At 62.9% G+C, this 26418-nt stretch carries 24 protein-coding genes; 14 read left to right on the top strand and 10 right to left on the bottom strand.

Annotated elements, in window-relative coordinates; all coding sequences use genetic code 11:
• Positions 1 to 6: 6 nt before the first annotated feature.
• Complete coding sequence (locus tag CSAL_RS00785; protein ID WP_011505465.1) at positions 7 to 648, bottom strand: amino acid ABC transporter permease; 642 nt, start codon at positions 646 to 648, stop codon at positions 7 to 9.
• Between the two features lie 82 nt (positions 649 to 730).
• Positions 731 to 1621 (bottom strand): transporter substrate-binding domain-containing protein, encoded by an 891-nt coding sequence (locus CSAL_RS00790; RefSeq protein WP_110060999.1) that lies wholly within the window; start codon positions 1619 to 1621, stop codon positions 731 to 733.
• Between the two features lie 286 nt (positions 1622 to 1907).
• Between CSAL_RS00790 and pdxR the strand changes: the two genes are divergently transcribed.
• Entirely contained in the window at positions 1908 to 3368 is a 1461-nt protein-coding gene (gene pdxR / locus CSAL_RS00795) for a MocR-like pyridoxine biosynthesis transcription factor PdxR (RefSeq protein ID WP_011505467.1), read from the top strand.
• Positions 3369 to 3454: 86 nt separating this feature from the next.
• On the opposite strand, the gene CSAL_RS00800 is transcribed toward pdxR, so the two are convergent.
• Positions 3455 to 4771 (bottom strand): aspartate aminotransferase family protein, encoded by a 1317-nt coding sequence (locus tag CSAL_RS00800; protein ID WP_011505468.1) that lies wholly within the window; start codon positions 4769 to 4771, stop codon positions 3455 to 3457.
• Between the two features lie 313 nt (positions 4772 to 5084).
• Between CSAL_RS00800 and katG the strand changes: the two genes are divergently transcribed.
• The 3 genes from katG to CSAL_RS00815 all read left to right on the top strand — a co-directional run bounded on the left by katG (position 5085) and on the right by CSAL_RS00815 (position 9076).
• Positions 5085 to 7238 carry a catalase/peroxidase HPI gene (gene katG / locus CSAL_RS00805; RefSeq protein ID WP_011505469.1) on the top strand — a complete coding sequence of 718 codons (2154 nt, stop codon included), beginning with the start codon at positions 5085 to 5087 and terminating at the stop codon, positions 7236 to 7238.
• A gap of 289 nt (positions 7239 to 7527) precedes the next feature.
• The gene (locus tag CSAL_RS00810; RefSeq protein WP_011505470.1) at positions 7528 to 8280 is read left to right on the top strand and encodes a sulfite exporter TauE/SafE family protein; all 753 of its coding nucleotides are present in this window, start codon (positions 7528 to 7530) and stop codon (positions 8278 to 8280) included.
• 34 nt (positions 8281 to 8314) lie between these two features.
• Positions 8315 to 9076, top strand: a complete 762-nt coding sequence (locus CSAL_RS00815) for an SDR family NAD(P)-dependent oxidoreductase (protein WP_011505471.1) — start codon at positions 8315 to 8317, stop codon at positions 9074 to 9076.
• Between the two features lie 56 nt (positions 9077 to 9132).
• Here CSAL_RS00815 and CSAL_RS00820 read toward each other — a convergent pair whose 3' ends face one another.
• The gene (locus tag CSAL_RS00820; RefSeq protein WP_011505472.1) at positions 9133 to 10041 is read right to left on the bottom strand and encodes a LysR family transcriptional regulator; all 909 of its coding nucleotides are present in this window, start codon (positions 10039 to 10041) and stop codon (positions 9133 to 9135) included.
• A 144-nt stretch (positions 10042 to 10185) separates the two neighbouring features.
• On the opposite strand from CSAL_RS00820, the gene CSAL_RS00825 reads away from it, so the two are divergent.
• From CSAL_RS00825 to CSAL_RS00840, 4 genes are all read left to right on the top strand, one after another.
• The gene (locus CSAL_RS00825; protein ID WP_222832143.1) at positions 10186 to 11319 is read left to right on the top strand and encodes a 4-oxalomesaconate tautomerase; all 1134 of its coding nucleotides are present in this window, start codon (positions 10186 to 10188) and stop codon (positions 11317 to 11319) included.
• 155 nt (positions 11320 to 11474) lie between these two features.
• On the top strand, positions 11475 to 12503 hold the full coding sequence (locus tag CSAL_RS00830; protein ID WP_148266785.1) for a type 2 periplasmic-binding domain-containing protein: 1029 nt from the start codon (positions 11475 to 11477) through the stop codon (positions 12501 to 12503).
• 79 nt (positions 12504 to 12582) lie between these two features.
• Entirely contained in the window at positions 12583 to 14532 is a 1950-nt protein-coding gene (locus CSAL_RS00835; RefSeq protein WP_011505475.1) for a tripartite tricarboxylate transporter permease, read from the top strand.
• A 226-nt stretch (positions 14533 to 14758) separates the two neighbouring features.
• On the top strand, positions 14759 to 15499 hold the full coding sequence (locus CSAL_RS00840; protein WP_011505476.1) for a dienelactone hydrolase family protein: 741 nt from the start codon (positions 14759 to 14761) through the stop codon (positions 15497 to 15499).
• A gap of 45 nt (positions 15500 to 15544) precedes the next feature.
• Here CSAL_RS00840 and CSAL_RS00845 read toward each other — a convergent pair whose 3' ends face one another.
• Positions 15545 to 16078, bottom strand: coding sequence for a 2,4'-dihydroxyacetophenone dioxygenase family protein (locus CSAL_RS00845; RefSeq protein ID WP_011505477.1), 534 nt, complete (start codon positions 16076 to 16078; stop codon positions 15545 to 15547).
• A gap of 121 nt (positions 16079 to 16199) precedes the next feature.
• Positions 16200 to 16697, bottom strand: coding sequence for a TspO/MBR family protein (locus CSAL_RS00850; protein ID WP_011505478.1), 498 nt, complete (start codon positions 16695 to 16697; stop codon positions 16200 to 16202).
• Between the two features lie 339 nt (positions 16698 to 17036).
• On the opposite strand from CSAL_RS00850, the gene CSAL_RS00855 reads away from it, so the two are divergent.
• Complete coding sequence (locus CSAL_RS00855) at positions 17037 to 17627, top strand: manganese efflux pump MntP (RefSeq protein WP_011505479.1); 591 nt, start codon at positions 17037 to 17039, stop codon at positions 17625 to 17627.
• A 180-nt stretch (positions 17628 to 17807) separates the two neighbouring features.
• Here CSAL_RS00855 and CSAL_RS00860 read toward each other — a convergent pair whose 3' ends face one another.
• Positions 17808 to 19850: a pyrroloquinoline quinone-dependent dehydrogenase gene (locus tag CSAL_RS00860; RefSeq protein WP_011505480.1), complete on the bottom strand. Its 2043-nt coding sequence runs from the start codon at positions 19848 to 19850 to the stop codon at positions 17808 to 17810.
• A gap of 11 nt (positions 19851 to 19861) precedes the next feature.
• A complete protein-coding gene (locus CSAL_RS00865) occupies positions 19862 to 20227 on the bottom strand; it encodes a hypothetical protein (RefSeq protein ID WP_011505481.1) in 366 nt (121 codons plus the stop codon).
• Between the two features lie 339 nt (positions 20228 to 20566).
• Here CSAL_RS00865 and CSAL_RS17545 point away from each other — a divergent pair, with 339 nt between their 5' ends.
• Both CSAL_RS17545 and arfB read left to right on the top strand, forming a co-directional pair.
• Complete coding sequence (locus tag CSAL_RS17545) at positions 20567 to 20740, top strand: hypothetical protein (RefSeq protein WP_011505482.1); 174 nt, start codon at positions 20567 to 20569, stop codon at positions 20738 to 20740.
• 76 nt (positions 20741 to 20816) lie between these two features.
• Positions 20817 to 21230 carry an alternative ribosome rescue aminoacyl-tRNA hydrolase ArfB gene (arfB, locus tag CSAL_RS00870; protein ID WP_011505483.1) on the top strand — a complete coding sequence of 138 codons (414 nt, stop codon included), beginning with the start codon at positions 20817 to 20819 and terminating at the stop codon, positions 21228 to 21230.
• A gap of 48 nt (positions 21231 to 21278) precedes the next feature.
• Here the strand turns inward: arfB and CSAL_RS00875 are convergent, their stop codons facing one another.
• The gene (locus CSAL_RS00875; RefSeq protein ID WP_011505484.1) at positions 21279 to 21863 is read right to left on the bottom strand and encodes a gamma-glutamylcyclotransferase; all 585 of its coding nucleotides are present in this window, start codon (positions 21861 to 21863) and stop codon (positions 21279 to 21281) included.
• Between the two features lie 219 nt (positions 21864 to 22082).
• Here CSAL_RS00875 and CSAL_RS00880 point away from each other — a divergent pair, with 219 nt between their 5' ends.
• Together CSAL_RS00880 and CSAL_RS00885 are read left to right on the top strand one after the other, a co-directional pair.
• Positions 22083 to 22958: a DMT family transporter gene (locus CSAL_RS00880; RefSeq protein WP_043557845.1), complete on the top strand. Its 876-nt coding sequence runs from the start codon at positions 22083 to 22085 to the stop codon at positions 22956 to 22958.
• A 114-nt stretch (positions 22959 to 23072) separates the two neighbouring features.
• Entirely contained in the window at positions 23073 to 24362 is a 1290-nt protein-coding gene (locus tag CSAL_RS00885; protein WP_043557847.1) for a methyl-accepting chemotaxis protein, read from the top strand.
• 367 nt (positions 24363 to 24729) lie between these two features.
• Here CSAL_RS00885 and CSAL_RS00890 read toward each other — a convergent pair whose 3' ends face one another.
• Positions 24730 to 25302 carry a CGNR zinc finger domain-containing protein gene (locus tag CSAL_RS00890; RefSeq protein WP_011505487.1) on the bottom strand — a complete coding sequence of 191 codons (573 nt, stop codon included), beginning with the start codon at positions 25300 to 25302 and terminating at the stop codon, positions 24730 to 24732.
• A 91-nt stretch (positions 25303 to 25393) separates the two neighbouring features.
• Between CSAL_RS00890 and CSAL_RS00895 the strand changes: the two genes are divergently transcribed.
• Positions 25394 to 26365, top strand: a complete 972-nt coding sequence (locus CSAL_RS00895) for an alpha/beta fold hydrolase (RefSeq protein ID WP_011505488.1) — start codon at positions 25394 to 25396, stop codon at positions 26363 to 26365.
• Positions 26366 to 26418: the final 53 nt, after the last annotated feature.

Below are 26418 nucleotides of genomic sequence, written 5' to 3' on the forward strand. Positions count from 1 at the left end.
GCCTCCTCACATGGCCAGCCGGTTGGCGCGGCGCTCGAAGATGCGCTGCAGCCAGACCAGGCAGCCGATCACCATCATGTAGAGCGCGCCGGCGACGAGAATCGGCGGTAGCGGCTCATAGGTCACGGCCGAAATGCGGTTGGTCACGCGGGTCAGGTCGACGATGCCGATCACCGCGATGGCGGGGCTGCCCTTGATCAGAAACGACATCTCGTTGACCAGCCCGGGGAGGCTGGTGATCACCATCTGCGGCAGCATGATGCGGCGAAAGGTGATCCACGGCGTCATGCCCGTGGCCATGGCCGCCTCGCGCTGGTCGCGGGAGAAGTTGCGAAAGGCGCTGCGCCAGATCTCGGCATTGAAGGCCGTGGTATTGAGCGTCAAGGCCAGGATGCCGGCGACGCTACGGTTGAGGTCGAGCCCCAGGTCGGGGGCGCTGAGAAAGATGAACAGTGCCAGCGTCACCAGGGGAGTGGCGCGGGCCACGCTGATGTAGAGCACGAGCAGTTGGTCGACGATGGGAATGCGCGCGAGGCGGATCAGGGCGATGACCAGGCCCGCCACGACCCCGATGGCAATCGAGACGGCGGATATCCAGACGGTGGTCCAGGCCCCTTCCAGCAACATTTGCCAGGCACTGGCGTTCATGACAGGTTCCTCGAGCTAAGGAAGAAGGGCGGCGCCGGGCGCGGACCACGGCGCCGCATCGACACTGGGCGCGACTGGGCGATCAGTCGTCGAGCCCGGCCAGTTCGTGGAATTGCTCGACGCTGGTCAGCGGCTTGCTGGGCAGGTCGGAGAAGCTTTCGCCGAACCATTTTTCCTGCAGCTCGGCGAGGCGGCCGCTTTCCTGCATGTGGGCGAGGAACTCGGTCATGTAGTCGAGCAGCTCCGGGCTATCCTTGGGAATCGGCCAGGAGACGTAGCCCGCCCCGGATACCGCCTGACCCTTGGCGAAGATCTCCGGCTTGGACGCGACCAGGGTGTTCACCGGCACCGCCGAGTCGATCACGTAATCCAGGCGGCCATTGGCCAGGTCGGCGAAGGCCTCGGGATAGGACTCGTACTCCACGACCTCGCCCAGCTCGCCGTCTTGCTCCTCGAGCATTTGCTCGAGCTCGGGCAGCCGCGAGAGCAGCACGCTGCCCGCCTGCACGCCGAGGGTCTTGCCGCTCAGGTCGGCCACGCTCTGCAGGCTGTCGTCATCGGCGCGCTTGATGTAGAAGTGCTGCGCCGAGGCGTAGGGCGGGGTGTAGTTGAAGACCCGCAGACGCTCGTCGGAGACCGAGGCCCCGGTCAAGGCCATGTCGTACTGGTCGTTGGAGACCGCCGCGAGCAGGCCGGTCCATGGCAGGATTTCCTGGCGAATCTCGAAGTCGGCGTAATCGCGCAGCTCTTCGAGCATGTCGGCGTTGAAGCCCTTGGCCTCGCCGTTTTCGATGAAGTTGAACGGGGCGTAGTTATCCTCGGTGGCGACTTCCATGTAACCGCGCTCCTGGATCTCCGCCAGATCCGCCGCCAGGGCGGGCAGCGAAAGCGACATCAAGGCGCCGGCCACGGTGGCGGCCAGGGTCCTCGAAACGCGCGTCCTGGAGACGCGGTGGCGGAGAGTGGAATCCATCGGGCGACCTGCGTAGCGAGTCGTGGGAAGCATCATAATCACCTTCGCTGTTGCTGTTGTTGTTGAGCTCGTTGGCTGAGACCGAAGACGGCTCGCCGCGCTAGCGGCAATGGCGATCTTGGTGATTCCACCCTAAAGAATTCGACGTTGGTCGCTATAGAGCCAGTTGAGGGACACCGGTTGGCCAGATGTTTCGATGCCTAACCATGCCGCCAGGCAGCGATCGAGACGTCATGGCGTGTTCCTTGCATCGCTTTCGATGTGATGCCTCATCGGGAGATGCACGATGCTCGACCATTACTTTCATCTCGATTTCGATGCTCAGCGAGGATTGCAGGAGCAACTGCGCGAAGCGCTGCTCGATGCCATTCACACCGGCACCATCCCGGCGGATGAGGCATTGCCGTCCTGTCGCCGCTTGTCCCTGCAACTGGGGATCTCGCGCAATACCGTGGCGCTGGTGTACGAGGGGCTGGTCGAGGATGGTTATCTGGTCAGTCGTCCACGCAGCGGGTATTACCTGCATGACGCCTACCACGACAGCGATGCCCTGGAACTGGCGCAGACCACGCGCCAGCCGGTGCGCGACGCACCATCATGGAGCAAGCGCTTCACGCATCGCCCCAGTCACTTGCAGGGCGTGTTGCGTCCCAGCAACTGGATGGATTACGAATTTCCCTTCGTATATGGGCAACTGGATACGCGGTTGTTTCCCCTCGAACAATGGCGCGAGACCTCGCGACGCCTGCTGGGCGGGAATCGCGAGCGTCACTGGCTCAGCGATCGCTACGATCAGGACGACCCTATGCTGATCGAGCAATTGCGCACGCGGGTGCTGCCCAAGCGCGGCATTCATGCGCAGAGCGATGAGATTTTGGTGACCCTGGGATCGCAGAATGCGCTGTTTCTGATCGCGCAGCTGCTGTTCGACCGGAAGACGCGAGTCGCCGTCGAGAACCCCGGGTACCGCGAGGCGGTCAATGTCTTCCTGCGCCAGGGCGCCCAGCTTCACTACCAGCACGTGGACGGCGAGGGCATGCAGCTCGATGCCGAGACTCCACGCTGTGACTATCTCTACGTGACACCTAGCCATCAGGGACCGACCGGCGCCACCATGAGCCGCGAGCGTCGCGAGCAGTTGATTAAACAGATCCAGCGCTTCGATCAAATCGTGCTCGAGGACGACTATGACGCAGAGGTGAACTTCGACCGTCATGCGCAACCGGCGCTGAAAGCCAGCCGGGCCGGCGGGCGGGTGATCTACATGAGTAGCCTGTCCAAGCCGCTCTCACCGGGGCTACGCTTGGGCTATCTCGTGGCCGACGCCGAGTTGATCGACGAGCTGCGCGCGCTGCGGCGGTTGATGTATCGCCACCCGCCGTCGAGCTTGCAACAACAGCTGGCGCAGTTTCTCGCCCAGGGACATTACGACCGCTATCTGCGGCAGTTCGCCGACGAGATGCGCCATCGCTGGGAGTGCATGAACGATGCCATTGCCAGGCACCTGCCCGGTTGCCGGCGCGTCGGCGGCGATCATGCCAGCGTGTTTTGGCTGGAAGCCCCGGAGAATGTGGACACCCAGCGCTTGGCCTGGCAGGCCGCGCAGAACGGGGTACTTATCGAGCCGGGCTTTCAGCATTTCTTCGAGCGCGTGCCGCCGCGCAACTTCATGCGCCTGGGCTTCGGCGCCATCGAGGGAGAGCGCATCGCACCGGGCATCGAGCGCCTGGCACAAACGCTGGGGTAGCGGCGCACCCGCGATGATGCCGGGCGCCAGGCCCGGCGCATGTCATCACGCGTCTGCGGCGGCGATGTCGGCCGCGTTCAAGGCGGTCAGGCGGCGTACTTGGCCGACACCTCGCCCAGTACCTTGTCCAGGGTCGCCAGGCCCTGCTCCACCTCGTCCTCGCCGATGATGCACGGCGGCACCACGTGAATGCGGTTGCCGGCGACGAAGGGCAGCATGCCCTCGGCGAGCAGGGCATGCTTGATCTCGTTCATCGCATCCGCGGCAAGCGGTGTGCGGCGTTCGCGGTCGCTGACCAGTTCCAGGGCATGAAAGACCCCCAGCCCGCGTGTTTCGCCGACGATGGCATGCCGGTGCGCCAGGCGCTCGAGGCCCTGGCCGAGCACGCCGTCGCCGATGCGTGCGGCGTTTTCCACCACGCCTTCCTCGCGCATCGCATCCAGGGTGGCGACGATGGCGGCCATCGCCAGCGGATGTCCGGAGTAGGTCAGGCCGCCGAAGAACATGTGCGCGTCGAAATGACGGCTGATGGCGTCCGAGACCACGACGCCGCCGGCCGGCACGTAACCGGAATTGACGCCCTTGGCGAAAACAATCAGGTCCGGGGTGACATCGAAGTGCTCGAAGGCGAACCAGCGCCCGGTACGCCCGAAACCAGCCATCACTTCATCGAAGATCAGCAGGATGCCGAATTCGTCGGCCAGTTCGCGCACGCCGCGCAGGTATCCCGGCGGTGGAGTCAGTACACCGGCCGTGCCGGGAATCGGTTCGAGCAGAATGGCGGCGATCGCTTCCGGCCCCTCGCATTCGATGACCCGACGCAGGTGCTGCAAGGCGCGCTGGCACTCTTCCTCCGCGTTGCTGGCCCAGAAGTCGCTGCGGTAGAGATACGGATTGAAGAAGTGCGCGTGGCCCCGGGCGAACTCGTTGGGCACGCGGCGAGGATCTCCGGTGGCGGCGATGGCCGAGCCGGTGTTGCCGTGGTAGGAGCGATACGCCGAGAGAATCTTGTCGCGCCCGGTGAAGCTCCGCGCCATGCGGATGGCGTTCTCGTTGGCATCCGCCCCGGCGTTGGTGAAGAACACCTTGGAGAAGCCCCGGGGGGCACGCTCCAGGATGCGCTTGGCGGCTTCGCCGCGCGCCAGGTTGGCATGCGCCGGAGCCACCGTGGCCAGGGTCTCGGCCTGCTCCTTGATGGCGGCAATGACCTTGGGATGCTGGTGGCCGATGTTGGTGTTCACCAGCTGGCTGCTGAAATCCAGGTATTCCTTGCCTGCGTAATCCCACATCCGACACCCCTCGGCGCCGGCGATCACCAGCGGATCGAGCTGTCCCTGCCGGGACCAGGAGTGAAACACGTGCTGGCGGTCGAGTTGATGAACGAGATCGTTGGTCGTGGTCATGGGCGTAGTCCTGTGCGGTCGGCGAGGAACGGTGACGGTTATCGCACAAGCCTATGCAGCTTAACTCCTGCCCCGATAGAGCCAGAAAGAGGCCGGCGCCGTGACAGCGGGGTGGCACCGCGCGTGCACTGTAATGATTTATTCCTATCCGGCAGGTAGCAAAATACAAATTTTTACTATGAGAGGGATGCTTTAAAAAAGGGAGACGTCGATAACGCACGGCCGTCACCCAAGGCCGTGTGCGTTATTGAAGGTGACGACCATGGATACCGTTGGTATCACCAAGCGCAAGCGCGATTAAGGGGAATGCAACATGAGCGGAAAATGCCCGGTAATGCACGGCGGCAATACCTCCACGGGGACCTCCAATAAAGACTGGTGGCCGGAAGGTATCAACCTGGACATCCTGCACCAGCACGACCGTAAAACCAATCCGATGGACCCCGACTTCAACTATCGGGAGGAGGTCAAGAAGCTTGACGTTCAAGCGCTGAAGAACGACCTCCGCCAGCTGATGGTGGATAGTCAGGCATGGTGGCCTGCGGACTGGGGAAGCTACGTAGGCATGTTTGCCCGTGTCGCATGGCACTCTGCAGGGTCATATCGCTTGGCGGATGGCCGTGGCGGCGGTGGCACAGGGAATCAACGCTTTGCACCGCTCAACTCCTGGCCGGATAACGTGAATACCGACAAGGGGCGCCGCCTCCTGTGGCCGATCAAGAAGAAGTACGGCAACAAGATTTCATGGGCCGACCTGATGGTCCTTTCCGGTACCATTGCCTATGAAGTCGCGGGATTGAAGACGTACGGCTTCGCCTTCGGTCGTGAAGATATCTGGCATCCGGAAAAGGACATCTACTGGGGCGACGAGAAGGAGTGGCTGGCACCTTCCGATGAGCGTTATGCCGATGTCGAAAAGCCGGACACCATGGAAAATCCGCTGGCAGCGGTGCAGATGGGGCTCATCTACGTCAATCCCGAGGGGGTGAACGGACAACCCGATCCGCAGAAAACCGCCGAGCAGGTACGCGAGACCTTCGCTCGCATGGCCATGAACGATGAAGAGACAGCGGCGCTGACGGCCGGTGGCCACACGATCGGCAAATGCCATGGCAACGGTGAGGCGGAGAACCTCAGTGCGGAGCCGGAAGCGGCCGATGTGGAATATCAGGGCATTGGCTGGATGAATACCAAAGGCCGCGGTATCGGTCGCGATACCGTCGTGTCCGGTATAGAAGGCGCCTGGACCAAGAACCCGACCCAGTGGGACATGGGCTGGTTCGATATGCTGTTCAACCACGAGTGGGAGCTCAAGAAGAGCCCGGCGGGTGCGTGGCAATGGGAGCCCGTCGATATCGCCGAAGAGGATATGCCGGTTGATGTCGAGGATCCGTCGATTCGCCGTATGCCGATCATGACCGATGCGGACATGGCGATGAAGGTGGACCCCGTATACAACGAGATCTGCCGGAAATTCATGGACGATCCAGAGTATTTCTCTGAAACCTTTGCCAAGGCATGGTTCAAGCTTACCCATCGCGACCTGGGCCCGAAGGCGCGCTATATCGGCCCCGACGTACCCGCAGATGACCTGATCTGGCAGGACCCGATCCCGGCGGGCAGCATCGCCTATTGCGAAGAGGTCGTGAAGCAGAAAATCGCGGAAAGCGGCCTGAGCATCGGTGAAATGGTCAGTACGGCCTGGGACAGCGCTCGCACGTATCGTGGTTCCGACATGCGGGGGGGCGCCAACGGTGCGCGCATCCGCCTGGCGCCTCAGAAGACGTGGCCGGGGAATGAGCCCGAGCGTCTTGCCAAGGTCCTCGACGTCTATGAGCGGATCTCCGCCGAGACCGGTGCCAGCATCGCCGATGTGATCGTGCTGGGGGGCAGCGTGGGCATCGAACGGGCGGCAAAAGCGGCGGGCCATGACGTGCATGTACCGTTCTTGAAAGGCCGCGGCGATGCCACCGACGAGATGACCGATGCCGCCTCCTTCGCGCCGCTGGAACCGTTGGCCGATGGATTCCGTAATTGGCAGAAGCAAGACTACGTGGTGAAGCCGGAGGAAATGCTGCTCGATCGCGCCCAACTGATGGGGCTGACCGGGCCGGAAATGACCGTGCTGATCGGCGGTATGCGAGTGCTGGGCACCAATCATGGTGGCACCAGGCACGGTGTCTTCACCGACCGTGAAGGGCAGTTGACCAACGATTTCTTCGTCAACCTGACCGACATGGGCAATACCTGGAAGCCGGCGGGCAACAACGTGTACGAGATCCGTGACCGGGAAACGGATGCCGTCAAATGGACAGCATCGCGCGTTGATCTGGTCTTCGGTTCCAACTCGCTGCTGCGTTCTTACGCGGAAGTCTATGCACAGGACGATAATGAAGAGAAATTCGTCAACGACTTCGTCGCCGCCTGGACGAAAGTGATGAACGCCGACCGTTTCGACGTCGCGTGACTCTCTCCTTTCCCGGTTAGCGCCTGACGTGCCGGGAAACGTGACACGGCCCTTCAGAACGAAGTGCGCCGTGTCGCGCTACCGCTTCCTTCCACTTGACGTGATCCAATTGTCTCTTCGGTTCGGACCGTCCTGCGCACTTGTCTCTGCGAGTGACAACCGGCCAATGCCGATTCCTTCCTGACGTCGGGATGTCCCATCGAGGCGCCGCAACTGGCCCTACCGTGGCATTCACGGCCTTGGATAGGCTGCGGTGCCAGTGATTCATTCCCGTTTCCGAGGAGTCGCCGTGCCCCCGACGTTACCTACGCTTGTCGCCGCGATGAGCCTCGCGCTCTTGGCGGGGGGCGTGCGCGGGTATTGCGGCTTCGGGTTCGCCATGCTGCTCGCACTTGGCTTGACGCTGTTCATGCCGCCCATTCAGGCCGTGCCGTTGGCGTTGCTGCTGGACCTCGTCACGAGCCTGGGGTTGTGGCGACGTGCCCTGCGTCATGCCGATTGGCCTTGCCTGCGTCCGTTGGTGCTGGGCATGGCGATGGCGACCGGGCTCGGCGTGTGGCTGCTGGCGAGCGTACCGGCCGTGCCGATGCGCATCGTCGTCGCGCTGTTGGCGCTGAGCGGTGCCGTGGCCCTGCTCTGCCAGCGGGATGTCGCCGCGCCCGGTCGCGGTGCGCAAGCGCGTGGCGTGGTGCTTGGCGCGGGCGGACTCTCGGGACTGTGCATGACGCTGGCCTCCTCGGGCGGGCCGCCGTTGATGCTGTATCTGCTGTATCGCCGCATGCCATCGCTTTCGGCGCGTGCCACGGCCATCGTTTTCTTCGCCGCCAGCAGTAGCGCCTCCCTGCTCGGGTTGGGGCTGGCCGGTGCTCTGACGGCCGGCACCTGGCAATGGGCGGCATGGCTACTGCTACCGGCCCTGCTCGGCAATGCCCTGGGCCAGTGGCGCTTCGAACGCGCGCCGCCGCGCTCGCTCAAGTTCAGCGTCGCGCCACTGTTGATCGCGCTCTCGCTGTGGGTACTGCTTCGCGAGGCGATTGGCTGACGCGTCATCATCATCACGACAAGAGGAAATCGGCATGACGGATTGTGTCTTCATCACCGGTGCGACGTCCGGGTTCGGCCGCGCCGCTGCGCATCGCTTTGCTGCCGCGGGCTGGTCGCTGGTGCTCACCGGGCGGCGTCTCGAGCGCCTGGAAGCCTTGAAGGAAGAGCTCCAGGGGCGGGTACCGGTGCATATCATCGCCCTCGACGTGCGCGACAGCGACGTCGTGGATGCCGCCGTGGCCGCGTTGCCGGAAGGCTTCACGCGGGTGCGCACGCTGCTCAACAACGCTGGCCTCGCGTTGGCGCCGCAGTCCGCCCAACACACCGACCGGAGCGACTGGCACACCATGATCGATACCAACGTCACGGGGCTGGTCAATGTCACCCATGCGTTGCTGCCCACACTGATCGACGTCGGCGAGGGCGCCACCATCGTCAATGTCGGCTCCATCGCCGGCCAATGGCCGTATCCTGGCAGCCACGTCTATGGCGCCTCCAAGGCCTTCGTCAAACAGTTCAGCTACAACCTGCGCTGCGACCTGCTCGGCACCGGCGTGCGCGTGACCGACCTCGCGCCCGGCATTGCCGAGACCGAATTCACCCTCGTGCGCACCGGCGGCGACCAGGCCGCCTCCGACGCGCTGTATCGCGGCACCACTGCGCTCACTGCCGAGGATATCGCCGAGCAGATGTTCTATATCGCCACACTCCCGCCGCATGTCAACTTCAATCGGTTGGAAGTCATGCCCACGCGCCAGGCCTGGTCCGCGTTTGCCATCGATTACGATGCGTGAGGGAAAAGCGCCGAGCTCCGATCGTGAGACCGGAGCAGGCTGCCTATCGGGCTATCTCAGGTGCAGGCGGAGTTGCCCCAGCGCTCGAGCAGCATGTCGATAAACAGCTGGGCCGTGCTGGAAATACTGTGCGAGTTGCTTCTTACCAGGCCGATCGTGCGTTGAATGCGTGGCTTGGGGAGTTCACGTGCGCGCAGCGAGTCATGGTCGGCGCCGGGCATGGTCATGCGAGGCAATATGGCCACGCCCAGCCCCGACTCGACCAGACCCAGCGAAGTGGAAAGGTGCTGGACTTCGTAGAAGCTGTTCAATCGAATGCCTTCCGCCGACAGGGTGTTGTCCAGCAAGATGCGATTACCGCTGTCTCGACTCACCGTGATCAATCTGACCTGTTCAAGATCCGACCATTCGATCCTTGGCTTATCGACAAGGGGATGGTCCGAACGCAATGCCAGGACGAAAGGGTCTTTCAGCAGTGGGGTGAAAGAGACTTCCGGACTCTGGGCGCTGAACATGTTGATACCGAAGTCGGCCTCGCCGCTGATGACCCTCTCCAGCCCTTCCTTGGCACTCACGTCGAGTATCCGGATGCGGATGCCGGGCCAGGCTTCGCTGAATCCACGGATCACACTAGGCAGGAAATAGAACGCCGCGGTGGGGATGCAGGCAATGGTGACCGTGCCCTTCTGATGCGTGGCCAGCTCTCTAATGCCCAGGATCGACGATTCGTACTCCTCGATCATGCGTCTCGCCCGGGGCAGGAAGTCCGTGCCGATGGGGGTCAGCCGCGTTCGCCGGGTGGTGCGTTCCAGCAACTCGACTTCCAGGATTTCTTCGAGCTTCTGAATTCGGCGGGACAGCGCCGGCTGAGAGAGATGGAGGCGTTGTGCGGCTTCGTGAAAGGATCCCAGCTCTGCGACCAGAATGAAGGCTTGTAAATCGAGGAATTCCAGGCGATGTAGCATGTCGTTTTTCTTGCATGGGATGAAGTGTATTAATGACTTTAGCACATTAATGCATTTTTCGAATTGATCGACGATTCTATTTGCATTTGAGGCATGAAAAGTGCCCTGACATGCTCATATCACGACTTTTCGACGCGATATGGCATGACGATGATGAACAGCATTCCCTGCATGATCATGCGCGGTGGTACCTCCAGAGGCCCTTTCTTGCGCATGAAGGACCTTCCCGATAACCAGGCGGCGCAAGCCGAGATCCTGATCAGCCTGATGGGGTCGGGCCATGCTCTGCAGGTCGATGGCATTGGAGGCGGCGACCCGCTGACCAGCAAGGTCGCCATTGTGGAGCGTTCATCGCACCCCGAGGCGGATGTCGATTACCTGTTCGCGCAGGTCGATGTGCTCAATCGGCGTGTCGACTTCAACCCGAACTGCGGCAACATGCTCTCGGCCGTCGGTCCGTATGCCCTCGAAACGGGACTGGTAGCGCTCCAGGAGGGGATGACGACTGTTCGGGTGCGCAATCTCAACACCCAGCGGTTGATCGAGTGTCATGTGCCGACTCCGGGAGGGCAAGTCGCTTACGAGGGCGATACGACGATCAGCGGCGTCCCCGGATGTGCCGCCGGCATCCAGCTCGGTTTCCTGGATATCGTCGGCACCAAGACGGGGGCGTTGCTGCCGACCGGTAACGCCATCGACACGATAGATGGCCTCCAGGTCACCTGCCTCGACGCTGCCACTCCCATCATGATGGTCAACGCGGCCGACCTGGGCCTCAGTGGCCAGGAGTCTCCCGCTGAACTGGATGCTCATTCTGCCATGCTCGAGCGGCTGGAGTCGGTTCGTCGCGAGGCGGGGCTGCGAATGGGGCTGGGGGATGTCAGCCAGAGCGTCTTGCCCAAGCCGGTGCTGGTATCGGCACCGATCGACGACGACAGTACGTTGTGCACTCGCTATTTCGTGCCTCATCGCTGCCACAAGGCCATTGCCGTCACTGGCGCCATTGCGGTGGCCACGGCCGTCAGTGTGCCGGGCACCGTGGCCAACCGCATCGTGGTTGAGGCAGGGAAACTGGAGGTTGATGGTCAGCTGTCACAGGTCAGCCTGGAACACCCCTCCGGATTCATCGATCTGGATGTCGAGCATCGCAACGGAAACCCCGTCGACATTGCCCGCGTTTCCCTCATCCGCACCGCCAGAAAGATCATGAGCGGGACCCTTTTCTACTCGCTTCCTTCGGCTCCCGGTCAGGATATGCTGACATCAAGAGCCAGCTGAATCCTTGCCTCTGCAGGGATGTCGGTCATCGACCATGACAACTACAACACGCCAGGAGTAACGCCATGCCAATCAAAAAGACTGCAACTGCTTGCCTTTCGCTCGGGCGACTCAAGAAAGCATTACTGCTAGGGGGCGCGATTGCTGGGCTGGGAATGACGACAGCCGTTCAGGCCCAGGACGTCGAAGTCCCCGGTAACATCAAGTGGACCATTCCCTTTGGTGTCGGCGGAGGGACAGACGTGTGGGCGCGCTTCTTTTCGCCTTGGCTCAGTGAATCCCTGCCGGGCGAGCCGACCATCATGATCGACAACGTGCCCGGTGGTGGCTCGATCAACGGCGCCAATCTCTTCGCCGTGCGTGCCAAGTCGGATGGCAGTGACTGGCTGGGAACCTCGGCCTCGACCCAGTATCCGGCCATGCTCGGCGATCCCCGCGTGCGTTACGACTACAGCGACTGGACACCCATCCTGGCCACGCCGACGGGTGGAGTGGTGTATGCCCAGCCTAGCCTCGGCGAGTCGGCCGAGACGGCCCTGGACGCCCTGCTGGAACAGCCGGTCAAACTGGCGGCACAGAACCCCACCGGCGTTGAGCTGCCTGTCCTGATCGCGCTGGACATGCTGGGGGCCGACGTGCAAGCCGTGTTCGGCATGCGCAGCCGGGGGGAGGGCCGCCTGGCGTTCGAGCGTGGCGAAGCCGACATCGACTTCCAGACGACCTCCGCTTATCTGAGCAACGTCGAGCCGCTGGTAAAGGCCGGCAAGGCAGTGCCACTCTTTTCGCTTGGGGTGCTGAACGACGAAGGCAAGATCGTGCGCGATCCGGCTTTTCCGGATTTGCCCACTTTCAACGAGGTCTACCAGGCGCGGCATGGCGAGGCGCCATCGGGCAATGAGTATGAGGCATTTCGCAAGTTCTTTGCCTCCGGCTATGCCTTGCAGAAGTTGATCATGGTGCCGAAGGACACGCCGCAGGCCCTGATCGAGACCTATCGCCAGGCGGCACGAGACTTCGTGGATACCAAGGCGTTCAAGAAAGCCGCCGACGCACAGCTGGGGCCTTACACACCGGTGATCGGCGACACCGTCCAGCGCCATCTTGATGATGCCATGTCCATCGATGACGCCACTCGCGACTGGCTGGCCGACTGGCTAGAGTCGGAGCACGGCGCCAAGATCTGATGCGCAGCCGGATGTACCGGTCTCAACGGGGCCGGTCATCCCGGCTCCCTCCGGCCACATAAAACAAGAGCTATACGCCATGCTCGATATCCTTCTCTCCAGTCTGGGGCAGCTCTTCACGCTGTCTCATCTGCTCTTCATGGTGCTGGGCGTGCTGGTCGGCCTCGTGGTCGGCATCATCCCCGGCCTCGGTGGCATCGCCGGCATGTCGTTGCTGCTGCCTTTTCTCTACGGCATGGAGCCCGCCGTGGCCCTGGGCATGCTGATGGGCCTGGTCGCCGTGATTCCCACCGGCGATACCTTTGCCTCGGTACTGTTGGGGATTCCCGGCTCCAGCGCATCCCAGGCAACGGTCATCGATGGCTTCTCGCTGGCCAAGCGTGGCCAGGCGGCACGCGCGCTGTCCAGCGCCTTTCTGTCTTCGATGATCGGGGGCATCGTCGGTGCCGTCATCTTGACCGGCTTTATCCTGATCGCTCGTCCGCTTGTACTGTCGTTCTCTTCCTCCGAACTCTTCATGTTGACCCTGCTCGGCCTGTCGATGGTGGCCGTGCTCTCCGGGCGCGACCTCTTCAAGGGGCTGGCCGCCTGCGGCCTGGGCCTGCTGGTGGGCGCCATCGGCATGGCACCGGCCACCGGCGAGTTCCGCATGAATTTCGGACTCGACTATCTCTACGATGGCTTGCCGTTGGTGGTGGTGGGGCTCGGGATCTTCGCTCTCCCGGAGATCGTCGATCTCCTCGTGAAACGCGGTTCGATCGCCGAAGAGCCTTGTGAGCTCGGCGAAGGCTGGAGGGCAGGCATCCGCAACGTTCGTGAGCAACGTGGGCTCGTCGCGCGCTGTGCGGCTATCGGCAGCCTGATCGGCACGATTCCCGGCTTGGCCGGCTCCGTGGTCGACTGGCTCACCTACGGCCATGCGGTGCAGAGCGCCAAGGACAAGTCCGAATTCGGCAAGGGAGACATTCGCGGGGTGATTGCCCCGGAATCCGCCAACAATGCCTGCGCCTGTGGCGCCATGGTGCCGACCCTGCTGTTCGGCGTGCCGGGCTCGGGCACCGCCGCGGTTTTCCTCGGCGGGCTATTGTTGCTCGGCCTGCAGCCGGGGGTCGGCATGATCGAGACCCATCTCGATCTGACTTACACCATCATCTGGTCGCTGGCCCTGGCCAACATCCTGGGGGCCGCGTTGTGCCTGGTGCTGGCGCGCCCGGTGGCCAGCCTGACCCGGGTTCCCTTCGCCACGCTGGCGCCTTTGATCACGGTGCTGATCATGTTCGCCGCTTTCCAGGCCACGCGTTCCACGGGCGATCTTATCGCGCTGGGGGCGGTGGGCATTCTGGGCGTGCTGTTCAAGCAGGCGAATTGGTCGCGTCCTGCCTTTCTCATCGGCTTCGTGCTGGCGCCGGGGGCGGAGGGATACTTCTACCAGGCGGTGCAGTTCCAGGGGGTGAATGCTTTCGCGCGTCCTGGTGTGTTGATCATCGGTGCCTTGATCCTGGCGGCTCTCTTCATTCCCTTGCTGCGTTCACTGTGGATCAAGCGTCGCCAGGCCGCCTCGGTCGGCGCTGCCGCCACGGCCCGCACCGAGCCTCCGACCCTGGGGGGCATCGACGTAGTGCTCTTCGCCGCCCTGCTTGGTACGGCGGCCATTGCCTGGATCGACGTAGCCGACCTGACTCTGATCGGCGGCATCATGCCCCGGCTGGCCATCGCGATCCTCGCCGTCTCCTGCCTTCTGGAGATCGCGCGTTGCCTGATGCATCGTCCTCAGTGGCAGCCTCAAGCCATCGGCCAGCAAGGGCTCTGGCTGGCAGGCTTCTTCGCTCTGGTCGGCGCCATGCAACTACTGGGCTTCATCACCGCGGCGACGCTGTTCTGCCTCGTGTTCCTCTTGGTCATCGCGCGCCTCAAGCCTTGGGTAGCGGTTATCATGGCGCTAGGCGTGACAGCCTTTCTGGCCGGCATGGCCGAGTTCCTGACACTGACCTATCCGAGCGGGCTGGTCGACCCCTGGCTGTTCGGCTGAAGCAGCGCTGTCATGCACGTGCTGCGGGTCAAGGGATGGCCCGCGGCACCCATGAAAGTAGTCGTCTTGCGTCGCGTGTCTGGCGGCGCTTTCCCATGAGGCGGGAACGAGCGAGGGCAGGCCGGATGATCGACAGCGCAGTGGCGCCATGACCTCGTCAAACGGGACTGTCTGCGGTTAGATTCATCACTAATGACGTTCGACATCGACAATCCGGAGCTCAGCCATGTCTCGTGCTATCGAAATCCCCGCCGCCGACGGTACCATCGACGCGCATATCTTCACGCCCGAGCACGCCGACGGGCCCCTTCCGGCCGTGGTGCTGTTCACCGATATCGGTGGCCTGCGTCCCTGCTACCACGAGAAGGCTCAGCAAATCGCCAATAACGGCTATGCCGTATTGATGCCCAACGTCTACTACCGCGATGCAAGCGGTCACATCGTGCCGGAGGGCAAGTCCTTCCGCGATCCGGATGTGCGACCGACGTTGCTCGAGTATGCCGCCCACCTGACGCCCGAGGCGCAATCCCGCGACTTCGCCGCCCTGCTGGACGGTATCGACCACGAGACCGAGTTCGCGGACGGCAAGATCGCTGTGGTCGGCTATTGCATGACGGGCGCCTTTGCGCTGCGCATGGCGGCAGAGCACGCCGACCGTGTGGCGGCTGCGGCCGGCTTCCATTCGGCGCGGCTGGCCGAGGCGAACGATCCGAACAGTCTCGTGAACGTCGTTGACGCCATCGAAGGGCGTGTCTATTTCGGCCATGCCGACAAGGATGAGCTATTGCCCCCGGACCAGATCGCCCGCATGGACGAAGCGCTTGCCGCCGCCGGCGTGCACTTCACCACCGAACTCTACAAGGGGGCAGCCCACGGCTTCACGGCCAAGGACGCTCCTTCCTACGATGCAGCCGCCGACGCCCTGCACCACAAGCGACTATCCCAGCTTCTGGAAGAAACGCTGTAACGGTGTCTTGAGTTTTCGGCGTGGCGGCGGTGAGTCGCGGGTTGGTTAGCGGAAGAGGCTGTCCACCAGGTCGGCGCCGAGGCCGACCTTGTCGTAATGGTCGCGGCAGAGGGCGATGTAGTCATGCACGTCGAAGTGGCCGCAGGAGTCGCCGTTTTCGTCCAGCCAGATCAGCGGGCCGGTGACGATGAAGAAGACGCGCATCGGGTCGGGGTGATCGTAGGCGACGAGGGTGTGCCCTTCGCCGGGTGTTTCGTAGATGAAATCGCCGGCGGTGGCGACCCAGTCGTGCTCCAGGTAGCCCCATTTGCCGGAGATGGTGTAGGCGAAGACTTCATGGGGATGGTAGTGGCGGTTGACCAGCCCGGCGCCCTTGGCCATGAGGACATCGCACCAGCGGTTTTGCGAGGGCGAAATCCACAGCGGCCGGGAGGATACAGTGTCGGAGAACGGCACGTAGTAGCGCTCGTCGTCGGTGGGGGCGTTGGCAATGTGGACCTCGGGCCTGGCATCGGGCTTGAAGCTTTCGGCGATGGGAGCGAGGTCCTTCCAGAATTCGGTAGTGGCGTGGGCGGGCATGTCAGGCTCCTGTGCGTTGTGTCCTGTACACAGTCATGCCTGGTTCCGCGCGGGAGATAAAGTAGGCTTTCGCATGGGGCAGGACGCATGGCTCTGCCTCAATGACGGCTGTCTCTTCCGTTCACCCCAGCAACTGCGGGTTGAGTTGCCACACGGTGTAGGTCAGCGCCGTGGCCAGCGAGACCCAGGCGAGGTAGGGCACCAGCAGCAGCCCAGCCAACGGGCGCACGCGCCAGAAGGCGATGAGCGTGGCGAGGATCATGCCCCACAGCAGGATGACTTCGACGAAGGCCAATGCCCCCAGGTGCCAGACGAAGAACAGCCAGCTCCACAGCGCATTGACGGCGAGATGCACGAGAAATAGCGTCAGCGCGCCTTGGTGGCGGCGCCAGCCACCTTCCCGCCATACCAGCCAGGCGGCGATACCCATCAACGCGAAAAGCGTCGTCCACACCGGCCCGAAGGCGCCCGCGGGAGGGGCCCAGTCGGGCTGTGTGAGATCGGCATAGAACTGAGTCGCATCCACCGAGGCAATGGCGCCGATGCCGGCGGTGATAAAGCTGATTACCAGCCAGCCGACCAGGCCCAGCAGTTGGTGGCGAGTCGAAAATGCACGCATGGCGATATCCCTTTGCCCATCGAAACGTGTATCAGATTGGGCGATATCTCGGTGATATGCCAAGGGTTTTTCTGACGTTGCGCGGAAACGTCGCAGGACTTGTCTCGCTTTCGTAACCGAAGGGGGATGATTCAACCTCGGTTAGTCATTCGAAGCTTGCTCTCACAGTATTAACCATCACGATACTGATCAATCATGGTTAATTTTTTCTTTGTTTTCAGGTAGTTATTGCCATGCTGGGGCGCCGGGTATAGGCTGTGAAAAAGTTGACAAAAATAATGGGGTTTCTGGAGTGAAAGCGAGACCTCAGCTCCGCCTGACGCACACCATGGAGAGCACATGAATCCTGCTTCTTTGATTCTGTTGGCATTCGCCATGTCGACAGATGCCTTTGCCGCTTCCATCGGCCGGGGAGCCGAGCTGAGGAAGGTGCGTCTGCTGAGTGCGCTGCGCATAGGCGCCGTGTTCGGCGTGGTAGAGGCGATCATGCCCTTGCTGGGCTGGGCGCTGGGCCACGTGGCGATGCGTTTCGTCTCCGGCGTCGATCACTGGATCGCCTTCGTCATGCTGGCGTTGCTGGGCGGTCACATGATCTGGGCAGGGGTGAAGAAGGAAGACTGCGCAGCGATCAAGGCGGCCGAAACCCAGCCGGAGAATCGCTCCATATGGCTGATTGCCTTCACGGCGCTGGCCACCAGCATCGATGCCATGGCCGTCGGCATCACCCTGGCGCTGACGGATATCAACATCATCGCCGCATCGGTGGCGATCGGGCTGGCAACGGCCTTGATGGTCACGCTCGGCACGCTGCTCGGGCGTGCCATTGGTACCATCGTCGGCAAGTGGGCCGAGATACTGGGCGGCTTGATCCTCATCGGCATCGGTATCGCCGTGCTCTACGAACATCTGGCGGGCCTCGCGTCGGCGTGACCCTTTCGCGCGGGAGCCATGGTCTGGACGGCTTCCACGACGCCGCCGCCAGGCCGACGCATTCCCGCCACATCCGCACTAAGTCGCAAGCCAATGAAAACGGGGTGGGCCTCATGGCCCACCCCGTCGTCTTGCTGCTGATCACGACCTTCTGTCGCTACTGTCCACTCGCTGTCGGAATCACTCGTCTTCCGGCAGGGCGTAGACGACGACCTGATCGCCGACCTGATCCTTCAGGATCGAGTTGCCGCCGGCGATGAAGGCGACGTATTCACGGCCTTCGTACTCGTAGACCGCGGGATTCGAGACGCCGGGCGCTTCGGCCTGGTCTTCCCACAGTTCCTCGCCGGTCTCGAGCGAGTAGGCACGCAGCTTGGCATCCATCGAGGCACCGATGAAGATCACGTTGCCTGCGGTGACCGCCGGGCCGCCGATGGTGGGCGAGCCCCAGCTTTCGGGCATGAAGAAGCCGTACTGCTGAGACGCCCCGATGGGACGGCGCCATTTCACGTCACCCGTTTTCATGTCCAGGGCGACGATCTCGCCGAAAGGCGGCTTCCAGCACGGCATGCCGAGCCAGTTGAGCGCGACTTCGAGACGCATGCCGTAGGGCGCGCCCGTCTGCGGCGCGAAACCGCTTTCGTTGCCCGAGCCGCTGTCGGCCTTCTCGTAGGCCTCGCGGTCATAGAGCTTCACGTACTGCACGATGTGCGAGGTGTTGACGATGGCCGTCTGGCTCTGCGGGTCGAAGGCGACCCCGCCCCATTGCACGCCGCCGGCACTGTCCGGGTAGGTGAGTGCACCTTCACCCTGGGTGGTGGGCGGGGTGTACATGCCTTCGTAGGCCAGGTCATCCCAGAGGGCCGAGCACTGACCGAAGCTGACGGCATCGGCGAGCCCCCAGACTTCGGGCTTTTCGGCCTGGTCGAGAAGCGGCGCGGGCTTGGTCGGGAAGGGTTGCGTGTCCGCGTATTCTTCGCCTTCGACGGAACCGTCGCCTTGCGGCACCGGGCGCTCCTCGATCGGCCAGACGTCCTCACCGGTCAGGCGGTTGACCACGAACAGAAAGCCCATCTTGGTGGCCTGCACCAGAGCGGGGATTTCTTCGCCGTCCACCGTGATGTCCATCAGTGTCGGCGCCGCATTGATGTCATAGTCCCAGACATCGTGGTGTACCCACTGACGCGACCAGACGACTTCGCCGGTATCGACGTCGAGCGCGGTGGTCGAGGTCGCCAGGGGCACGTCCTCGGTGCGGTTGCCGCCCCAGTAGTTGGGCGATGGCGAGGAGATCGGCAGATAAACGAGGCCGTTTTCCTCGTCGGCGGACATATGCGTCCACACGTTGGCGGTACCGCTCTTCTCGCGCATTTCCTCGGAGAGAGCATTGAAGCTCCATTCGCGCTCGCCGGTGCGGGCGTTGATGGAGAACACCGTGCCGGGAGGCGCTTGCTCGAATGCCCAATCCTTGCCGGCCCAGCCGAGAATCAGGTGATCGCCCACCACGGTCGGCGGCTGCAGCAGCGAGAGCGGCCATTTGTCATGGGTATCGTTCCACTGATTGACATCGAGCACGCCGTTATCGGCGAAGCTCGTGCACTTCTCGCCGGTGTCGGCATCGACGGCGAAGAGCTGCGCATCCATGGTGCCGAGGTAGACGATTTTCTGGCAGGACTCGCCCTCGACCGGATCATCCGCTTCCCAGTAGGCAACGCCGCGGCTCTTGAGCGCGGGTTGCGTCAGTGCCTCGAGAGAAGACTCGGTGTCGAAGCTCCATTTCTGCTCGCCGGTGGCGGGATCGAGCGCAAGGATGCGATAGAACGGCGTGCCGATATAGAGCGTGTCGTTGGCGAACACCGGTGTCGCGGACCATACCGTGGGCGGCAGATCGCCGGAGCCATCGGAGACATCGCCAGTATGCACTTCCCAGACCTTTTCCAGGTCGCCGACGTTATCGGCGTTGATCTGATCCAGGGGGCTGTATTTCTGCGCGTTGAGCTGGCCGTGGAAGCTATCCCACGTCGGTGTGCCGGGAACCAGTGGCACCGGCTCGGACTGAGCCTGTTCCGGTGCCGTGCCGTTGTCCTGGGTGCTCGTGTTCTGCGTGTTCGAGGCGTCCTGCTCGGCGGACGTCTCCTGTGCCAGCAGGGCAGTCGGGGTCAACAATAGCGCTAGCGCCGCCGTGGTGCCGAGGCGTTGCGCGCTGAATCTGAGTGTCGGCATGAATCGGCTCCTCATGTATGGGCGGGATGGGCAGGGCGATTGGCGAGGACCATGTCGAGAATCAAGCCGATCAGGCCGACGACCATGGCCACGCAAAGCCACCATTGTTGCAGGAGGAGTCCCGCGAAACAGGTGCCGGCGAGCCCCAGGAAAATCAGTACGCGCCAGGCGTTGCGAGAGCCGTTCCCTTTAAAGGCGGGCAAGGCGAGCGACAGCACGGCCAGGATGAGGGTGGCGATAATGGCGACGAGTGCGCCGAGCGTGCCCGTCACACCGGTCAGCGGCATGAAATAGGCATAAAGTGCGATGGCCAGCCCGACGAGCGAGGCTACCAGCAGCACGATGGCGCCCAATCTTTGCGAGCGAGATTGTGGCATGGCGTTGTTGTCTCCTTGTGTGGGACAGAATGATCACCTAGCTCTTGATTCCGCCATTGGTCCGACATGGCGCCGGGCTCAAGGGTGTGAGCGAAACGGATGAGCCGTTGGCTACGCCTTTGGTCGTAGCTCACATGGGTATTTTAGTAAAAAATGCAGAGCAATTGTGGCTCTGATGCCAAAATAGTTTAACGGCTAACAATATAGGCACCGGTCATCCCATGAGTGTGGCAGAAAATCTGACTGAGGACGGAACGCTTGACGTCCGCCAATTCTTTTAGCATGCTAATCGTGTATTGCGACAAAACGCCGCATCACCACCATCTTCAAGGAGTGGTCATGAAAGCGCTCAACAAGCTGTTCTCGATGTTGGCAACCATCGTCGTCTCCGCGCTGCTGCCGTTCTCGCTGGTCGCGGAAAGCGAAGCCAATCAACACGTCAGTGTCCATGACGCCACGGCGAAGGTCTCCACGCTGAACGAAGACAATCGCCAGGACGACGACGCTGCCTGATATCACGCGATTGCCCGGGGGAGGCGCCGGTGGTGTAGCCTGACGGGACTCATTCATCCGTCACGAGGGCCACGCCATGCTGACGATCTCCAATACGGTGGCGCTCGCCGATTGGGAAATCGACATTAGTCAGATTCGGGCGCAGGGTGCCGGCGGCCAGAACGTCAACAAGGTCGCCTCGGCGGTACACCTGCGTTTCGACATCCTGCGTTCGTCCTTGCCGCCGTTCTACAAGGAGCGGCTGATGGCGCTTTCCGATCAGCGCATCAGCAAGGATGGCGTGGTCATCATCAAGGCGCAGCGCCACCGCACGCTGGAAGCCAACAAGGAAGAGGCGCTCGCGCGTCTCAAGGCCCTGATCCAGGGCGCGGTGCAGCAACGCAAGGTACGTCGTCCCACCCAGCCTTCCAAGGGCGCGAAGCGTCGCCGCGTCGACAAGAAAACTCGCAAGGGAAAGACCAAGGCCTTGCGCGGCAAGGTGGAGGTATAAGGCCGCGCCGCGCATGTGCGTGGCGGTTGTCTCGTGAACGGCCGGCCCTCAGGCCGGCTGCTTGGGAAGGGCAAGCAGTTCGCGCTCCAGGGCGAAGATATGCGGATCGTCGTGGCCCATCTCGCGCAGGGCGTCGGCGAGATTGAGCAGGTAATCGCGATTGGGTCCGCTGGGGCCGTGGGATTCGGCGATCTGCCGGGCGATCTCGGCGTTCGAGGCCGGGCCGAGAAAGGCGGCGTTGTCCTCGCTGGCGAGATAGACCAGGCCCTCATGACTTTCCACATGGCCGCTGTCGTCGAAGTGCAATGGCGTGACCACGCGCAGGTAGCCGTTTTTCTCGCGGACATCGAGTGGGCCGAGCACGTCCCGCGTGATGCGATAGGCCATGCCATGGCAGATAGCCCCGGGCGACTCGGTCAAGGTGGCGACGCGCCCCGGTGCCTCGGGCGTGCCGCGATGATCGTGAGACCCCTGCCAGAAACGCCGTGTCCAGCCGACGATATGCGCGGGGCGACGCTCCAGAAACGGAAAATCGGCTTTCCAGATCAAGGAGCCATAGCCGAACAGCCAGATCGCCTCGTGATCGTCGAAGTGGGTCATTTGCTGATTGATCGCGGTGGTATCGAGCGTCATGGCTCTCTGCAGTTCCTCGAGTGAATGAACGAGCGTGCGGGCCTCCGTGCCGTCCGCACGGGGCGTGCACACATCGATTATGCACGTTTCACTGCCGATGTGCGGCTTGCGTCCTGAAACCTCAAGGCGCGATGTTGCACCATCGCGGTGCGTCTGCGATTCGGCTATGCTCAGGGGCCGATTCGTTGACCGTTTCCCGTACCTTTCCTGGAGGTGGGTATGTCGTCGTCGCTGCTGGGTATCCTGATCATGTGCGCCGGAGTGTTGTGCCTGGCGCTGGGCGATGCCGTGTCCAAGTGGCTGGGCGCCACCTACGAGCCGATCCAGATCATCTTCTTTCGCACCCTGATCTCGCTGCCGTTGATCGCGCTGCTGGCGCGCTTCAACGGCGGCTGGCGCAAGCTCAAGACCCGGCGGCCGGGGGTACATCTGCTGCGCGGGATGATCTTCGCCGGCACCATGTTCTGCTTCGTCACCGGCTTGACCCTGTTGCCGCTGGCGGAGGCCACGGCCATCGCCTTCGCCGCACCGTTGTTCGTGACGCTGCTGTCCGGCCCACTGCTCAAGGAGCGTGTCGAACGCCTGCCGTTCATTGCCTCGCTGGTGGGCTTCGCGGGCGTGCTGGTAGTGGTGCGTCCCGGCGCGGCAGGCTTCCAGTGGGGCGCATTGATCGTCGTCGGCGCGGCAGTGTGCTACGCCCTGATGATGATCACCGCGCGACGCTACGGCGGCAAGGAGAGCCTGTGGGCGATGGTCTTCTACGCCACCCTGGTGCCGCTGATTCTCAGTGCCCTGCTGCTGCCCAGTGTCTGGAAGATGCCCGAGGGGCTGGCGTGGCTGGGCTTCATCGGGTCCGGCATCTTCGGCGTGGGCGCGGTGTCGTGCATCACGCTGGCCTTTCGCTATGCCCCGGCGGCGCTTGCCGCACCTTTCGACTATACCGCCATGGTCTGGGCCGTACTGCTGGGCTGGTGGCTGTGGGACGAGGTGCCCGATGTCTGGGTGTTCGTTGGCGCCGCCGTGATCATCGGCAGCGGCGTCGCCATCGCGCTTTACGAACGCCGCGTGGCGATCAAGGCCCGGCCGACGACCTGACCCTGAGGTTCCCTGCCGGCGAATCCTCGCGTAGTTGACGTACATCAAGGTTCGCGATGCGTGCTCTGTCACAGTGGTGGAATGACTTTCGACCATTCAAGGGGCAGGGAACTCATGTTGATGTCGCTCATGCGCCGTTTCTCGGTGCGCGTTCGCATGGTGGGGGCGATCGTCGTCGTTCTGGCGTTGCTGGGCGTGCTGGGCGGTACCGGGGTGTGGGGCATATACCGCCTGTACGACGCCAGCCTGGGGCTGTTGGATCAGGGGCTCGTGCAGGAGACCCAGGCCGGTGTCATGGCCGCGCGGCTGGTCGAGGTGGCGCAGGGCTCGCTGTTGTTGTTCGTGGTCGCCGGATTGGTGACGGTTCTGGTCGTGGCGCCGCTGACCTGGCTCAACATGCGGGCGATCTGTGCGCCGGTGCGCGAGGCCAAGGACTATGCGACCGCCATCGCCGGGGGAGATCTCACTCAGCCGATCGCCTGCCAGGGGCGTGATGAAATCAGCGAGCTGCAGGAGGCTCTGGGCACCATGCAGACGGGCCTCGGCGGCATGGTCGCCCAGGTGCGCGACGCCAGCGATAGCGTCGCCATCGCCAGCGAGGAAATCGCCCTGGGCAATCAGGACCTCGCCACGCGCACCGAACAATCGGTGGGCAACCTGCAGCAGAGCGTCGCCTCCATCGCCCAGTTGACCGAGAGCATCCAGCAGACCGCACAGGCCGCGCAGCGAGCCGACGAGCTGGCCACGCATACCGCCGAGGCGGCCGTGCGCGGTGGCGAAGCGGTGAAGGATGTGGTCACGCGCATGCATGCCATCGCCGAGGCGGAGCGGCGTATCGGCGACATCGTCGGGCTGATCGACGACATCGCCTTCCAGACCAATCTGCTGGCCCTGAACGCCTCGGTCGAGGCCGCCCGCGCGGGAGGCCAGGGCCGAGGTTTCGCCGTGGTCGCCAGTGAGGTACGCAATCTCGCGGGACGTTCCGCCACGGCGGCCAACGAGATCAAGACGCTGATTCGCGACAGCGGCGAAACGGTTGCCGCCGGCGTGAGCCAGGCTGAGGCCACAAGGACGACCATCGAGGAGATCGTCGCCGGGGTGCAGCGGGTCAGTGGCGCGATCAGCGAGATCAGCAGTGCCGCCGGCGAGCAGTCCAGCGGTATCGAGCAGGTCAACCATGCGGTGGAGCGCATTGATCGCATGATTCAGCAGAACGCGGCCCTGGTCGAGCAGTCTGCGGCCGCGGCGGCCTCGCTGCGCGATCAGTCGTCCCGGCTGGCCAGCGTGGTACACCGGTTCCGCCTCATGGAAGCGTCGCAGGAGGCACCCGTGTCGCGTGACGCAGCGCCACGCTGGGCTTTGCCAGCGCACCACCAGGTCGAGTCGCACGCCGCCTGGGCATGAAGCCTGGCCGCGTCGGTACCTGCGGCAAGGACCTGCATCAGAAATTTTTTCATTAAAACTTGCCGGCTGTACTCAAGTCCGCCCCCGGGAGGTCGATATTGGGTGCGGCCGGTTACCACGGCGTCAACATTCCTTAACATCCTTCTGATTAACTCGTCGTACTCCTTCCCCATGAGACGCCGAGCCGGGTACGACGATGCGGATCAAGACCTCGTTCAAGATAGCGATCTTGTTGTTGTTCGTTGCTTATCGAGCAGCGTGCCTGGTGCGCATGGTCCGAACGGCGCGCCGCGTGTCGGCCGAACGTCGCTCCCCCGTGGTCTAGCCGCTGTCTGAAACGTGCCTGGCTCGGGCCGTCGATAGCGATTCATGTCGCGCTTTTTCTGGCTCGATGCGCGGCCGCCTTCATTCGGTTGCCGCATGAGGCCATGCTGCACCAGCGGCGCCGATGAGACTTCGTCTGATCGTGAAATAGCAAGACGCAGTCGGGGGCCTGGCACTCTTTCACCAGGTGCAAGTCCTCTTTCGTCAGCAGCTCGACCAATGCCTGCGCGACCGGCTGCAACAAGCTCTCGCTCGTCAGATCGCGTCGGTACGTCTGTTTCTGGAAGGCGGCGTACGCTGGCACCCACTCGAGCCTCTCGATGGGATGGCCGCGCTCCAGCACCTGATTGACGATGGCGGGATCGGCGCCTCGCCCCTCCCTGGCCGAGACGATCAGTGTTTGCATGTCTTCGCGCAATTCCCGAGCCCGTTCCACCAGCCCGGCGGGCGGAGCCGCGAGTGTGTCATTCAGCACACCGGCCTGATGGAGCCACTCAACGACACTGGAATCGTCATTCAGACACTCGTACCGGTCGGCTCCGACGCCAAACTGCGTGTTGATGAAATCGAGCGCGAGGTTGCCGGCGATTAATGGTGGCGTAATGCCTGAACTCATCTTTGTAACCCTTTAAATGTATGTTGACAGGTTACTATGGGGCTGTATAACCTTCAAATGCACAATTTGATGGTTACCAAGGAGTTCGATCATGACGACTGACAGCCTGACCACCGTCAGCGCCTCGGAAACGCGCGGCGACCATGCGCCTGGTGGGCGAGCGTCGGCAGCGCCGCAGGTCCACTACCGCGTCGAGCAGGTGGGCGACGTCAAGGTGTTCTATCGGGAAGCGGGAGACCCGGCGGCACCAGCGGTGCTGCTGCTGCACGGGTTCGCGGCCTCGTCGTACATGTGGCGCGATGTGATCGAGGCGCTCGCGGACGGCTATCACGTGATCGCCCCGGATCTGCCCGCTTTTGGCTACACGGAGGCACCGGCACGCGGCCAGTACGATTACACCTTCGCCAACCTGACGAAAACGATCGAGCGATTCACCGACCAGTTGAAGCTCACCCGCTATGCGATGGCGGTGCACGACTATGGCGCGCCGGTGGGGTGGCGCTTGGCACTCGCCCACCCGTCAAGGATAACGGCGATCATTTCGCAAAACGGCAACGCGTACGAGGAGGGCCTTTCCGCCGGCTGGGAGCCCATCCGGAAATACTGGAATGACCCGACGGCGGAAAATCGGCAAGCGCTCAGCGACTTCCCGACACCGGCGTCCATCAAGTGGCAGTACGTGGAAGGAGTCAGCGACACGAGCCTCGTGGCGCCGGATGCCTATACGCTGGAAGGTGCCCAGATCTTGCGCCCGGGCATGGCGGATATTCAGCTCGATCTATTGCTGGATTACGCCACCAATGTCGAGCAATACCCAGCGTTTCAGGCCTATTTCCGCGAGTATCAGCCGCCGCTTCTTGCCGTCTGGGGGGAGCACGATCCGTTCTTCCTGCCGCCCGGTGCCGAGGCATGGAAGCGGGATATCCCCGATGCCGACATTCGCCTTTACGACACGGGGCACTTCGCTCTGGAAACCCACAGCGAGGTGATCATCCCGACCATTCGCCAGTTCCTGGATGACCACGTGAGTCTCCATAGGCAAGAGGGGGCTCATGCAAAATAGCGTGCATGAAACAAATCGCCCGTGGTCCAGGCCACGGGCGATGGGGTCATGGC

The sequence above is a fragment of the Chromohalobacter israelensis DSM 3043 genome (genome assembly GCF_000055785.1).
In the GTDB taxonomy this organism is placed as follows: Bacteria; Pseudomonadota; Gammaproteobacteria; order Pseudomonadales; family Halomonadaceae; genus Chromohalobacter; species Chromohalobacter israelensis.